Source organism: Flavobacteriales bacterium (assembly GCA_020635795.1).
Lineage (GTDB): Bacteria > Bacteroidota > Bacteroidia > Flavobacteriales_E > Vicingaceae > Vicingus.
This window is the reverse complement of record JACJZD010000004.1, coordinates 116,459-131,379: the sequence shown is the minus strand read 5'-3', so window position 1 is coordinate 131,379 and position 14,921 is coordinate 116,459. Positions and strand designations below refer to the sequence as shown.

At 31.7% G+C, this 14,921-nt stretch carries 10 protein-coding genes; 2 read left to right on the top strand and 8 right to left on the bottom strand.

The genetic code is table 11. The features are described 5' to 3' along the window. Positions 1-3 precede the first annotated feature (3 nt). The 8 genes from H6589_10865 to H6589_10830 all read right to left on the bottom strand — a co-directional run bounded on the left by H6589_10865 (position 4) and on the right by H6589_10830 (position 12,822). The gene (locus H6589_10865) at positions 4-996 is read right to left on the bottom strand and encodes an SPFH domain-containing protein (protein ID MCB9175098.1); all 993 of its coding nucleotides are present in this window, start codon (positions 994-996) and stop codon (positions 4-6) included. 2 nt (positions 997-998) lie between these two features. After that, positions 999-1,817, bottom strand: coding sequence for an orotidine-5'-phosphate decarboxylase (pyrF, locus tag H6589_10860; protein MCB9175097.1), 819 nt, complete (start codon positions 1,815-1,817; stop codon positions 999-1,001). A 3-nt stretch (positions 1,818-1,820) separates the two neighbouring features. After that, the gene (gene prfA / locus H6589_10855; GenBank protein ID MCB9175096.1) at positions 1,821-2,903 is read right to left on the bottom strand and encodes a peptide chain release factor 1; all 1,083 of its coding nucleotides are present in this window, start codon (positions 2,901-2,903) and stop codon (positions 1,821-1,823) included. Positions 2,904-2,906: 3 nt separating this feature from the next. Beyond that, a complete protein-coding gene (locus H6589_10850) occupies positions 2,907-4,079 on the bottom strand; it encodes a phosphoribosylformylglycinamidine cyclo-ligase (protein ID MCB9175095.1) in 1,173 nt (390 codons plus the stop codon). A gap of 81 nt (positions 4,080-4,160) precedes the next feature. After that, positions 4,161-6,158, bottom strand: a complete 1,998-nt coding sequence (locus H6589_10845) for an OmpA family protein (GenBank protein MCB9175094.1) — start codon at positions 6,156-6,158, stop codon at positions 4,161-4,163. A 124-nt stretch (positions 6,159-6,282) separates the two neighbouring features. After that, the gene (locus H6589_10840; protein ID MCB9175093.1) at positions 6,283-8,469 is read right to left on the bottom strand and encodes a glutamine synthetase III; all 2,187 of its coding nucleotides are present in this window, start codon (positions 8,467-8,469) and stop codon (positions 6,283-6,285) included. Between the two features lie 200 nt (positions 8,470-8,669). Further along, positions 8,670-9,830, bottom strand: coding sequence for an OmpA family protein (locus H6589_10835; GenBank protein MCB9175092.1), 1,161 nt, complete (start codon positions 9,828-9,830; stop codon positions 8,670-8,672). A gap of 124 nt (positions 9,831-9,954) precedes the next feature. Then, the gene (locus H6589_10830; protein MCB9175091.1) at positions 9,955-12,822 is read right to left on the bottom strand and encodes a PD40 domain-containing protein; all 2,868 of its coding nucleotides are present in this window, start codon (positions 12,820-12,822) and stop codon (positions 9,955-9,957) included. Between the two features lie 144 nt (positions 12,823-12,966). On the opposite strand from H6589_10830, the gene H6589_10825 reads away from it, so the two are divergent. After that, complete coding sequence (locus H6589_10825; protein MCB9175090.1) at positions 12,967-14,196, top strand: insulinase family protein; 1,230 nt, start codon at positions 12,967-12,969, stop codon at positions 14,194-14,196. 5 nt (positions 14,197-14,201) lie between these two features. Further along, a complete protein-coding gene (locus H6589_10820) occupies positions 14,202-14,846 on the top strand; it encodes an O-methyltransferase (GenBank protein ID MCB9175089.1) in 645 nt (214 codons plus the stop codon). Positions 14,847-14,921 lie beyond the last annotated feature (75 nt).

The window sequence follows — 14,921 nt, the reverse complement described above, 5'->3', positions numbered from 1 at the left end:
ACTTTATAGCAAATCTCCATTTTCGTCTTTATCTCCGTATTTTTTTGCTGGCTTTTTCTTCATATAATCAGCACGAGTGGTTGATTTATTAACTGTATCTGCAGCAATTAAACTCGATTGAATTTGAGTTTGTAAATCACCTACAGTGCCTGGAGAATAAGGTACAAAAATAGTGTTAACCCCTTGCTCCGCTAATCTTCCAATGGTATCGTAATGTTGAGTCATAAACAACATGTTCATTACTTGTTGTCCGGTAACACCATCTTCCATTGCACCCTTTACCTCTTCAACCGAATGTTTAATACCATTTGCAATAGCAATACGTTGATTGGCAATACCCTCACCTTGAAGTTTTTTACCTTCTGCTTCTGCCTGTGCAGCAGCTACTACTTTAATCTTTTCAGCTTCAGCATATTCTTTTGCAGCTTCTTTTAATCTTTTTGCCGCATTAATCTCATTCATGGCGTGCTTTACTTTGGCATCTGGATCAATATCGGTAATTAAGGCTTTAATAATTGCATAACCATATTCTTCCATAGTGTCAGCCAATTCAATTTGAACTGCTTTTGCAATTTTATCCTTCTCACTAAACACATCATCTAACAGCATGTTAGGTACTTCCGAACGGATTGAATCAAAAACATACGATTGAATTTGACGAGCTGGATTATCAAATTTATAAAATGAAGTTTGGATTCCATCTTCTGATTCAACAACATAATATTGAACAGAAATAATTAATCGAACAAAAACATCATCTTTTGTTTTTGTTTCAACTTCAACGGGAAGTTCCATTACTCTTAAGTTTACTACTCCCGCTTTTTTATCAATAATCGGGATTTTAAAATTGAACCCTGAACGAGCTACTCGTTGAAATTTACCAAAACGCTCAATAATAACTGCCGTTTTTTGTTTTACAACGAAAAACGCACCAAATACAAAGAAAAATGCAAAAATAAATAGCACTATTCTACCGACACCAAAAGGAATTTCCATAATTATATAATTTTAAATTTGTTTAACAAGATAGCCATTTCTTTTTGGATTTTTACTGCTTCTTCACGAGATTTTTTTGCAAAATCAACATCTTTACCCGCATATATAATTCCTCGCGAAGAATTAACCAGTAACCCAACTTCTTTATTCATTCCGAATTTACAAACTTCACTCAATTCACCACCTTGAGCACCAATACCAGGAACTAATAAAAAGCTATCAGGAACAAGTTTTCTAATGTCTAAAAACATTTCGGGACGAGTTGCTCCAACCACATACATTAAATTTTCATCATTGCCCCACTCCTTAGATTTTTTTAGCACTTTTTCGAATAATTTTTCCTTTTCTCCATCAAAAAATTGAAAATCGTCAGCGCCTTTATTAGATGTTAACGCTAAAAGAATTACCCATTTATTTTTAAACTCTAAAAAGGGCATTACCGAATCTGCTCCCATATATGGAGCTACAGTTACCGAGTCAAAATTTAAGTTTTCAAAAAATGCTTTAGCATACATACTTGAAGTATTACCAATATCACCACGTTTCGCATCAGCAATCGTAAAAATTTCTTTTGGAATATACTCGATTGTTTTTTGTAAACTTTCCCAACCTTGTGAGCCATACACTTCATAAAAGGCTAGATTGGGCTTATAAGCAACACATAAATCGTGTGTAGCATCAATTATCTGTTTATTAAATTCAAAAATTGGATCTTTCCCTTTTAATAAATGTGTCGGAATTTTTGTTAAATCTGTATCTAAACCAACACATAAAAAGGATTGTTTTAGTTTTATTTGGTTGATTAATTCTTGTTTAGTCATTTCTTATTCGGTTAATCCTGCCTGAAGTTTTTCCGTATTTTCTGCAATTTTTAACGAATTGATAATTTCATCAATATCACCTTCCATTGCCGCTCCTAAATTGTAAAGTGTTAACCCAATTCTATGGTCGGTAACCCTTCCTTGAGGATAATTGTAGGTTCTTATTTTTGCAGATCTATCACCAGTAGATACTTGAGATTTACGCTCCGCTGCTCTTTCTTTTTCTCTTTTAATTACCTCTGCTTCATAAAGGCGTGTTCTTAATACTTTCATGGCAATTTCCATGTTTTTTATTTGAGACCGTCCTTCTTGACATTCAACAACAACACCAGATGGAATATGTGTTAAACGAACCGCAGATTCAGTTTTATTAACGTGCTGCCCTCCTGCTCCAGATGAACGGTATGTATCTTTTTTAATATCATCTTTTCTAATTTCAATATCTACTTCTTCTGCTTCTGGTAAAACTGCAACCGTAACTGCTGATGTGTGTACTCGACCTTGAGATTCGGTAGCCGGAACACGTTGAACACGATGTACTCCCGATTCAAATTTTAAAACACCATAAACGCTATCTCCTTCAACAGAAAAACCTATTTCTTTAAATCCGCCAGCAGTCCCTTCATTTACAGTCAAAACTTCTATTTTCCAGCCTCTTTTTTCCATGTATTTGGAATACATTCTGAATAAATCTCCAACAAAAATACAAGCTTCATCTCCACCAGTACCTGCTCTTATCTCAACAATAACGTTTTTAGTATCTTCCTCATCTTTTGGAATTAACAAGACCTTAATCTCATCGTCCATTTTATTTTTTTCCTGAATAAGGTCATCTAGTTCTGCCTTAGCCATTTCTAAAAATTCCTTATCAGTTTCCGTTTTAATAATTTCTTTTGATGATTCAATATTTCCAACTATGTTCTTATATCTTTTGTACACTTCATTGATTTCCGATAACTCCTTATATTCTTTATTTAACTTAACATAACGACTCATGTCTGAAACCACCTCTGGATCAACAATCTGCTCACTCACTTGGTCAAATCGTATATTGATTTGTTCCAATTTCTTTAATAAATCACTCATAAATTAGTTGTAAATAAATTCTCCAAATTCACTTTTGATGGTTAATTTTTTTTCTCCTTTTGCTACCACTTTTCCAATAATTTTAGCATCAACATTAAATGATTTTGAAATAGAAATAATATCTGTAGCTATTTCTTCTGAAACATAAAGTTCCATTCTATGCCCCATGTTAAACACCTTATACATCTCCTTCCATTCAGTACCTGATTCTTCTTTAATAATTTTAAACAAAGGTGGTACATCAAACAAATTATCTTTTACAATATGCAAATCATCTATAAAATGTAAAATTTTGGTTTGAGCGCCTCCACTACAATGCACCATACCATCAATCTGATGTTTATATTTTTCAAGGATTTTTTTAATAATTGGAGCATATGTTCTTGTTGGTGATAAAACTAACTTCCCTACATTAAGCTCAACACCATCGACTGTGTCAGTTAAATTATATTTCCCTGAATAAACCAATTCACTTGGAAGACTATTATCATAGGTTTCAGGATATTTTTTTGCAACAGTTTTGTTAAACACATCGTGTCGTGCGGATGTCAACCCATTACTTCCCATTCCACCGTTATATTCCTTTTCATAAGAAGCTTGACCTGATGAAGATAATCCAACAATAACATTACCTACTTTAATATTAGCATTATTCACCACATCATCTTTCTTCATTCTGCAAGTAACTGTAGAATCAACGATTATAGTTTTAACTAAATCGCCAACATCTGCAGTTTCTCCACCTGTTGAATAAATACCAATTCCTAACTTTCTTAAATCATCAAGCAACTCTTCCGTTCCATTAATAATTTCAGATAAAACTTCTCCTGGAATCAAATTTTTGTTTCTTCCGATGGTTGAAGAAAGTAATATGTGATCAACAGCACCTACACACAATAAGTCATCAATATTCATAATTAATGCATCTTGTGCAATTCCTTTCCACACGGAAATATCACCAGTTTCTTTCCAATATGCATAAGCTAATGATGATTTTGTTCCTGCTCCATCTGCATGCATAACAATACAGTGATCTTCACTTCCTGTTAAATAATCAGGGATAATTTTACAAAATGCTTTTGGATAAAGACCTTTATCAATTTTCTTAATAGCATTATGAACATCTTCTTTTGAAGCTGAAACTCCTCTTAATAAATATCTTTCCGACGGCTTCATTTAATAATATATTTTTTGTAAAAACTATAAACAAAAAAAGCATCCACCAATGGCAGATGCTTTTTTTATTATTTATTTAATCTAATTAGCAGATGGTTGCGGTGCCTGAGGCACATAATCATCTCTTAATACTTTAAAGTCAGTTCTTCTGTTTCGTTGATGAGCAGCTTCTTTTTCTTCTTCAGATTTCAAAGCATTAATGTATTTCTCATCTAATAATGTACCATCAGGCATTTTTAAAGGTTCTTTTTCTCCCATACCTTTAGCTACAATTCTATCTGGAGCAACACCTTTTTCTTTAATTAAATAATCAACACAAGATTGAGCTCTTCGTTGAGATAATTTCTCATTATAAGCATCTTTACCTCTAAAATCTGTATGAGATCTTAATTGAATAACAATATTTGGATTATCTACCATAATATTATACAGGTAGTTCAATGAATCTTTAGATTCTGGTAATAAATCAGCACTATTGTAAGCATACAATATTAAAGGTAATTTAATTGGTCCTTGCATTGGTTGTAACTCATATTCATGAAAGAAGTTCATTGAAGACTCATGTCCAACAGTTGTTTCTTTCCCTTTTGCTGATAAATATTTCTCTTTTTCTACAACTAATGAATATGAAGTGTTAGGATTTATATACCTTGCATCACCATTTTCTTTAAATGAAAATGCTCCACTTTCATCTGTTAACATTTCTGCTGACAATCCATCTGTTCCAATTAATTTAACTTTTGCACCAGCAATTGGTTTTTGAGTTTCAATATCTCTAACAACCCCCTCTAAAGCAAACACAATTTCTGGTAAATAAAACTCCCAAATATCATCCCCACCTTTACCTCCAGAACGGCTAGTTGTAAACATACCTCTATTTTGACCTTCTTCGAAAACAATACCAAAATCATTTGCCTCAGAGTTCATTGGTGCTTTTAAATTTTCAGGATTTCCCCATTGATTGATTCCTTTACTTTTAGCTTTAAACAAATCTAGACCTCCCATACCTGGATGTCCATTAGAAGCAAAGTACAATTCGCCATTATCTCTGATATAAGGAAACATTTCGTCACCAGGCGTATTGATTTCTGGACCTAAATTAACTGGTTGTGACCAAGTTTTAGCTTTTTTATCATAAGTTATATACCATAAATCTTTACCTCCTTGTCCTCCTGGAATGTTAGAAGCAAACACTAAAGTGTTGTCATCATCTGAAATTGCTGGATGACCAACCGTAAATGTATCCTGAGCAACAGCAATTAATTCAGGTTCACCCCAATTTTGTCCAGATTTTCCAGCAGTATAAATACTACACCCCATAACTCCTTTCTTTTGAACGCCACAACGAGTAAAATAAATTGTAGATTTTTTTGAATTCAAACAAGCAGAACCTTCACTTGCTGGTGAATTTACAGTAGCATTAAGCAGCGCAGGCGTACTCCATTTCCCTTTTTTATCTCTTTTAGAAAAATAAATATCATCAAAATTCATTCCCGTAACATCAGATACTTCAGTTCCAGTAGAACCTTGTCTTGTAGAAGTAAAATAAATCTCATCTCCTTTTTTACTAGAAAATGTAGGTGAAAAATCATAATCCTCTGAGTTCAATAATGGCAAAGGATTAACAACAACTTTAGTTGGATTATCCTTCCATGATTTTGCATCCGTAGATGATTTGATTCCTATATCAGCCAACTTATCACCAGGTTTAGCTGCTTTATATTTGTTATACTCAACAATAGCTTCTTCATATTTACCTTGCGATTTATAAATATCTGCTAAATAAAGAATAGCTATTGGATCATCATATTTTGCAGTAATGGCTTTACTGTACCAAACAGCTGCTTGAGTCCCGTCTTCTTTTAATCTATAACATTCTGCTATTTTAAATAAAATTTCAGACTTAACCTCTTTGCTTTTTTCTTTTGTGTAAGCTTTCTTATACAAGTCAATTGCTTGATAATACTTTAAACCACTAAAAGCAATATCAGCATCTTGTTTATAATTTTTTTGAGCACTTAACGAAAGGCTAAAAAACAAAAAGATAGCCAGGATACTAAAAATTTTGGTTGTTTTCATATTGTAATTCGTCGTTTATTAAATAGAGTTCGGCTAAAGTAAATAATTCTTTCTATTAATCAAAAAAATGTTAGCCAAAATTTTAACTAACATTTTAATTTTTAAAATTCTATTTGATTTTAGCTTATTTTGTAAATAATATTTCTCTCAGCTTTGGTAGAGGCCAATATTCATCATCAATTAATAATTCCAATTTATCTGAGTGATATTTAATTGTTTGAAAATAAGGTTTAACATTATCACAGTAAGCAAACGCTTTTTCTTCGGCGTGTTCAATTTTATTTGCCTTCTTTCTTTCAACCAACATTAAATCAATATTAGATTTCAATTCATTGATATGAGTTGATATCGTTTCAAGAACTTGATATTGAGTTGATGCCATTTTTTTAGCTTCTTTACCATAGATTTCAATCATACCTTTAATGTTATCTATAATTGTATTTTGATATCGAATGGCCGTTGGGATAATATGATTTTGAGCTAAGTCGCCTAAAACTCTAGATTCAATTTGAAGTTTTAAAATATAATTCTCCAATTCAATTTCATGTCTTGCTTCCATTTCTATTGGAGATAAGACTCCTAACTCATTAAACAAGTCAATTGTTTTCTTATCCTTCATTACCTTTAAAGCTCTTGGCGTATCTTTTAAATTTGATAATCCTCTTTTTTCAGCTTCTTTAACCCATTCATCACCATATCCATTACCTTCAAATCTAATTTTTTTAGATTCTTTAATTAATTTTTGAAGCTCTTTTAATATAGCCTCATCTTTCTTTTCTCCTTTATTGATTCTTGCATCTACAGATTTTTTAAATATCATTAATTGTTTTGCAACAATTACATTCAGTGCAATCATAGCAGAACCACAGTTTGCAGATGAACCTACAGCTCTAAATTCAAATTTATTCCCAGTAAATGCGAAAGGAGAAGTTCTGTTTCTATCTGTATTATCCAACAACAGTTGAGGAATTTTACCAATACTTAGCTTTAGTTCTGTTTTATCTTCTGGTGTCATTTTACCCGCCTTAACACTTTTTTCTAGGTTGTCAAGCATTTGTGTTAGTTGAGAACCAATAAATACCGAAACAATAGCTGGCGGTGCTTCGTTAGCACCCAATCGATGATCATTACCTGCAGAAGCAATACTTGACCTTAATATATCCGCATTATCGTGAATAGCTTTAATAGTATTTACGAAAAACGTTAAAAATCTTAAGTTCGTTTTCGGATTTTTTCCTGGAGCTAACAAATTAATACCAGTGTTTGTTCCTAACGACCAGTTGTTATGCTTTCCTGAACCATTTAAAGATGGGAATGGTTTTTCATGCAATAAAATTCTATAGTCATGTTTTCTTGCAATCTTCTCAAGCAAATCCATTAATAATAAGTTATGGTCATTTGCAAGGTTAGTTTCTTCAAACATTGGAGCACATTCAAACTGATTTGGTGCCACTTCATTATGTCTAGTTGTAACAGGTATCCCTAACTTTAACGCTTCAATTTCATATTCTTTCATAAAAGCACTAATTCTATCAGGAATAGACCCAAAATAATGATCATCCAATTGTTGTCCTTTAGCAGGATTATGACCTACCAAAGCTCTACCTGTCATCATTATATCTGGTCGTGCATAATAAAGTGCTTTATCAATTAAAAAGTATTCTTGCTCCCATCCTAATGAAACATTTACTTTAGTAACATCTTTTTCGAAATACTGACAAACATCAGTTGCTGCTTTGTCTATTGCATGCAAAGCTTTTAATAATGGCATCTTAAAATCAAGTGCTTCTCCAGTGTATGCAATAAAAATTGTAGGGATACACAACGTTCCGCTAATAATGAATGCCGGAGAAGAAGGATCCCAAGCAGTATATCCTCTTGCCTCAAAAGTGTTTCTTATACCTCCATTTGGAAAACTAGAAGCGTCTGGCTCTTGTTGCACTAAATTATCTCCGTCAAATCTTTCAATACCACGACCACCAGAAATTGGCGTAAAAAATGAATCATGTTTTTCTGCCGTGCTACCCGTTAATGGTTGAAACCAATGTGTATAGTGAGTAACATTTTTAGTTAATGCCCAATCTTTCATCGCAGATGCAACTTGACTTGCCAACTGTCTATCAAGAGAAGCCCCTTCTTCAATAGTTTTCATCAAAGCTTTATACGCTTCACTAGGAAGGTACTCACGCATCACTTCTTGTGTAAATACATTTGTTGAATAATATAATGAAGCTTTATTCGCTGGGTAATCAACTTTTTTTGGCACTCGAGAAAGTGCATCTGATAACGCTTGAAATCTAATTGTAGCCATTTTTTTATTTGATTTTTATAATTTTTAGCGAAGGTAAATCAAAAAATTAGTGTTTTAGCATTTTTTATATAAAAAATTATTAACACCCCCCTATAAAAAACACTATTAAAGTAAAATACATGTGTTTTTAAATTAAATACATCAAAAAAAAAGACCCTAAAATAAAATTTAGGGTCTTTTTTCTTGAATATTATAAAAACCTATGGTTTTTTAATTGTTATTTCAACCTTCATGTTTTTTGTCTTATCCTTATCTTCAGCTACACCTTGCATTGATTTAATAATTCTCTCTTTAACAATACCTTTTGATACGATATACTTATAAACAACTCCTACTCGTTTTCCATCTAATTTATCTTCATCCTTTTCTGACTCATCAATATAACCGTCTAATGAAACAGAATCTTTTGGATTTGTTTTTAAGTATGTAATTAAATCATCCATTTTTTTTGTAGCTGAAGCTGATATATTCATTTGTTTTGATTCAAAGAATATTGTATAATTCATACTAGAAACTCCACTTTTAGTTTTTGTAGCTGTTACATTACCATCCGAATTAAGAATTTTTGGTTGGTTGCTTTGATTATTTAAATCACTTTTAAAACTCTTATTAACTGTCTCCATATCATCAACACCAGGAATAAAATCACAATCACATTTTTCATCACCACTTATTGATGTTACTATTACATTATCTATATAATAATAGGCATCGTTAGTTTGTGGAGAATTAAATCCTTGTGGACGTTTTACTTTATTAATCGTAAGTTTTTCTTCAGGAGTGAAATTTCCAATAGTTAAAAATTCTTCACCACCTTTTGCTTTATACTTAGCACAGACAGGTGTCCAATAATATTGTTGCTCATACACAGTTAATCTTCTACTTAGTATTTGAGGTTCAAATTGAAAGACATCATTATTATTTGCAGAAACAGCATCATTAGATAAATAAGCTCCTAAATAATTACATGCGTACTTTGATAAATCAGCTAAACTAACATGGAATGTAACACAATATTCCTCATCCTGCTTTAAAGGCTCTGTTAATTTTACTTGCAAGTAACTTCTAGAAACTTTTCCTTTATAACTATAAGCCAGTAACCCTGCATAATTATCTCCTTCCATAGGATCTTCTGCTCCGTAAGAATTGCCGTCGATAGCAATTTCTCCACTTTTTGTATTTTTAATATATAAGTCAGCTTGAGTTAATGTTGGAGATATCCAAGGTTCTGCCATATTAATTTGACCTTTTTCTTTTACTTTTTTTCCAATTTTATTAAAGTCGTGATTAGGCACCAAATTAGTTTGTGAAAATAAAATTGTAGACAATAATAAGGAGATAAATATAAGTATGTGTTTCATAAAGAATATGTTGTTTTGTTTTGATGAAGCAAAATTCAGACCGAAGTTACAAAATATGAAGGACAACTAAAAATGAAATAAAAAAAAGCCGCTTTATAAGCGGCTTCTTAATCTATTTTAGTATCTAATTAATTGACTTACCATAGAAATTATTTAAAATCAGTTCTTCAAGCAACATTCTTTTTCCATTATAGAATGGAGTTATCCACGCATCTTTTTGTCCTGATTTTATTATTTTTTGTCTTAACACCTCTGCCTCTGCAATTGTTGTATAAACCCCTTGAGTAAATCTAGTTATTCCATCTGGATAATCTTTCACCACCGGTTCGCCGTATTGTTTTAAATGATTCCATTTGTAATTTTTAGGAAATCTATATGCTGCAATTTGAACTCTAAACTCCAATCCAGAAGCACACGATTTACCACCTGTAGCTATCAACTTATTATAAATGGTTTTATCATTTAAGTCTTTTCCTACAAAAAATGAGAAATCAATAAAGTTATCATTACAAGGACCTTTAGCTATTGGTTTTGTAATACCTAACTCTTCTTTTTGTCTTTCATTTAATTCGTCCAATTTTTTACGTTGACCAAAAACAAAAACAGTGACAAAAGCATCCTCTGAAGCTTTTTCTTTTGCAACCAGATTTTGTCTAAATGCTTCTGCTTCATCTAAAGTTTCGAATGGTCCAAAAGTGTATCGAGTAATTCCATCAGGGTATGTCTTAGCAGTTATCTTACCATATTTTTCTAAGTGACCTAATTTAAAATCTTCAGGATTAGTAACTGCTCCTATCTCAACCTTAAAAGTTAATCCTGCAATATTCTTACCAGCAGCGTCCTCTAAAGTTTTATTTTTTTCAAGATTTACATCTTCACTTTTCACCAAATCAACAGCTTTTTTTTCATTCAAATCACTTGGTGTCTCGATCTTCTCTACACCTGTAAGTTGATCATGAATAGTAACATCTTTAAGAAAATCAGTTCTAGCATATTTTTGAGGATAATATTGCTTAATTGATTTTTCTTGTCCATGGTCATTTACTTTAATAGCTGATGAAATCATTGTAGAATCTGATTTAATCAATTCTTGTCGAGCTATTTCTGCAGCTAATAACGAACTGTATGGTCCAGCCATAGTTTTAACGGTTCCATCAGGGTAAGTAACCTCTTTTGTTGTTAATCCTTTCAACTTATCTTCTCTACCAACTGGTGCTTCTACAAAATATTCAATACCATCTGCCTGAATTTCGCCTTCTTCTTTAAGAATTTTTTTATACACCATTTCCTCATAGCCTTCTTTAGTACTTTCTTTTCTATACTTATCAATTTGAGAATCAATTTTTCCTTGTAAAACATCTTCATTTGATGAAGCAACTTCCTCTACTACTTGTTTTCCTCCAAAATTAAAATCATGTTCTACTTGAACATACGTTTCTAACGACTGAACATCTATATAATCAATTTTAGTATCATAACCTTCAACCTCAATAGCTATTTTATATTTATTACCAGGTGTTAATGCCAGCATATACTTACCCGATGATGAGTTAGATTTAAACTTTCCTGCCAAATCTCCTGTTGTTTCATTAGTAACTGTAATATCCGCTTCTACAGGCTTATCATCTTTATTAACAACCCCCACAACTAAAGCAAGTATTGGTCTTTTTCCAAAATGACCAGGGCTAACTGTGTATATATCATGAGTACCATTCTCACTTCGACCAGCAGTAGAGTAATATCCAGTTTTAGCATCTGCCGACAGTACATAATATCTATCGTCATCAATTGTATTTACTGGATATCCAATATTCATTGGTTCATCCCAACCATCATCATTTAGATAAGTGTAAAAAATATCATACCCACCCATACTGTTATGCCCTTTAGAACTATAATACATTGTTCTTCTATCTGGATGAATAAAAGGAGCATCATCATCATATTTAGTATTAATAACAGGACCTAAGTTCTTCACATTCCCCCAAGTATCATCAGGCATAAGCTCTGCAGAATACAAATCTCTTTCTCCAAAACCACCTTCTCTATTACTTGAGAAATAAAGTACTTTTCCATCACTAGATAAACTTGCACTTCCTTCCCAAGCTGTAGTGTTTACTTGACCTTTTAATTTTTCTGGTTTAGTCCAACTATCTCCATTTAAATAACTGGTATAAATATCTCCATTGTCACTTTTTGTACTTTTATAAATAAACAACTGTTGACCATCAACAGAAAGGGCTATGCTAGCATCGTGTCCATTTGTATTGATATTGTCGCCAATACTTTCTGGTTCTAACCACGTATTTCCAACTTTATATGAAACCATTATGTCTTCATAATATTCTCCTCGCGGATCAGGTTTTCCTGTTCTATCCATTAAACCTCCCTTACTTCTTTCACCTCTATAGGTAAATATAAGAACTGTTTCATCGGATGTTATAACAGGAACATACTCAGAATGTTCAGTATTTATTGGCGAACCAATATTAATAATATCAACTACCAAACTGTCACCCATAAACTTTTCAGCATTTTGGCAATAAATAATATTCTGTCTTGCTTTTGCTTTTTGTTCATCAGATACATCCGCAGATGACATGTATTCTTGATACGTCTCAATTGCTTTTTTAAAATCTCTATTTACAGCATAAGCTCTAGCCAAATAAAAATTCACCTCATTAAAGGTTGGATTATTCTGTTTCACTTCTAATAACTTAGATAATGCTAGTGTTTTTTTATTTCTAAAAAACGTATAACATATACCTTCCATCAATCTATAATAAGGATCATTCGGTTTATTTTTTGATAATTCTTCGAATAGCTCCAACGCCTTTGGAATATTTTGTTGGTCCTCGTCAAAATAATAAGACTCTGCTTTTTGAAGCATTGCTTTTTCATCTTTGCTTGATAATGTATTTTGAGCCCTTAAAACGCTTGTTGTTAAAAACATTAACAATAACAGCTGAATGTAAAAATTCTTTTTAACCATTTTATTATCAGTATTATAAATTTATTCGAAACTAAAGTACCTTAAAAACCTATTCATACTTATTAACAATTCCTACACTTATTAACGGAGTTATTAACACCTTAAATAAATTAAAGCGTTTATATTTGTTTTTTCAAATTTTATATGGAGTATAATTTATATGAACTTAGCAATGGTATTAGAATAGTTCACAAACCTGTTTCTGGTAAAATAGCACATTGTGGATTTATAATAAACACTGGTAGTAGAGACGAGAATATTGATGAAAACGGTATTGCCCATTTTATTGAACACACCATATTTAAGGGAACTCAAAAAAGAAAATCACACCATATTTTAAATAGAATTGATAGTGTTGGTGGTGAAATTAATGCCTATACTACAAAAGAAAAAACTTGTGTTTATGCTTCTTTTGTAGTTGATTATTTAGAACGATCTACAGAATTACTAACTGATATTTTAACCAACTCCACCTTTCCAGAAAAAGAACTAGAAAAAGAAAAAGATGTTGTAATAGATGAGATTCATTCTTATCAAGATACTCCTTACGAACAAATTTATGATGATTTTGAAGAAATGGTATTTAGAAATCATTCGTTAGGAAAAAATATACTTGGAACTGTAAAAAGCGTAAAAAAATTCAATCGCAAATCTATTTTAGACTTTATTGATAGAAATTATGCTACAAATCAAATTGTTTTTAGCATTATTGGTAATGTCTCTGAAAAAAAAATCAAACAACTTGCAAAAAAATATTTAGAACCAATACAAACCAAAACAAATCCGCTGGTTAGAACTGACTTTAGTGATTATAAATCGTTTCAAACCACATTAAAAAAGGACAACTACCAATCTCACGCTATTTTAGGAAATGTAGCTTACGGAGCTAACGATATTAAAAAGCCTGGTTTTATTCTTATAAATAATTATCTGGGGGGACCAGCTATGAATAGCCGACTAAACATGAGCATCCGAGAAAAACACGGTTTTGCTTATTCTGTTGAATCAAGCTATACAAGTTACACCAATACTGGTATTTTTAGCATCTACTTAGGTACCGACCAGAAAAACTTGTCGAAATCAATAGATTTAACATTGAAGGAATTAAAGATTCTACGAGAAAAAAAATTTTCAGACATTCAACTTCATCGTGCAAAAGTTCAGTTACTCGGGCAAATAACTTTATCAGAAGAGAATAATGTAAACATGATGCTTGGCATTGGAAAAAGTCTTTTAAACTATGGTAAGGTCGATAGCTTGGAAATAGTTTATGAAAAGATTAACAGAATAACAGCAAATGAACTACTAGAAATTTCTAATGAGATTTTTAACCCTGAACAAATTAGTACCTTAATCTATCAATCAAAAAAATAGATCAAATGAATTTTTTACCAGAAGAACTCGATAATTATGTATCAGCTCATTGTGATGAAGAATCACAGTTATTGAAAGAACTAAATCATGAAACTTGGGAGAAAGTAATTAATCCTCGTATGCTATCAGGACACTTGCAAGGAAGGGTGTTAAGTATGTTAAGCAACATGATTGGCCCTATAAATATTTTAGAAATTGGCACTTACACAGGTTATTCTGCAATATGTTTAGCTGAAGGACTTGATAAAAATGGTTCAATAGATACAATAGACATAAATGAAGAATTAGAAACCATTGCAAAAAGATATTTCTCTAAAGCTGGCATTGAAAATCAAGTAAATTGTTATTATGGTGATGCCAATAAAATAATACCAACTTTAGATAAAAAATATGATTTAGTATTTATTGATGCCGACAAGATAAATTACAGTAATTATTTCGACTTAATTTTTGACAAGTTAAATAAAGGGGGCTATATTATTGCTGATAATGTTTTGTGGAGCGGAAAAGTGATTCAAAAAATCAATCCTGATGATTTAGACACAACAGCCATATTAGCATTTAACAACAAAATTCAAAACGACCCTAGAGTGCAAAATGTTCTACTCCCAGTTAGAGATGGTTTAATGGTTATTAGAAAGCTAAGCTAAGTATAGCATACATTAAAAATCCAAATCCTAATATAGAGCTAAACAAAATAGGCATCAATACCACATATTTAGTTT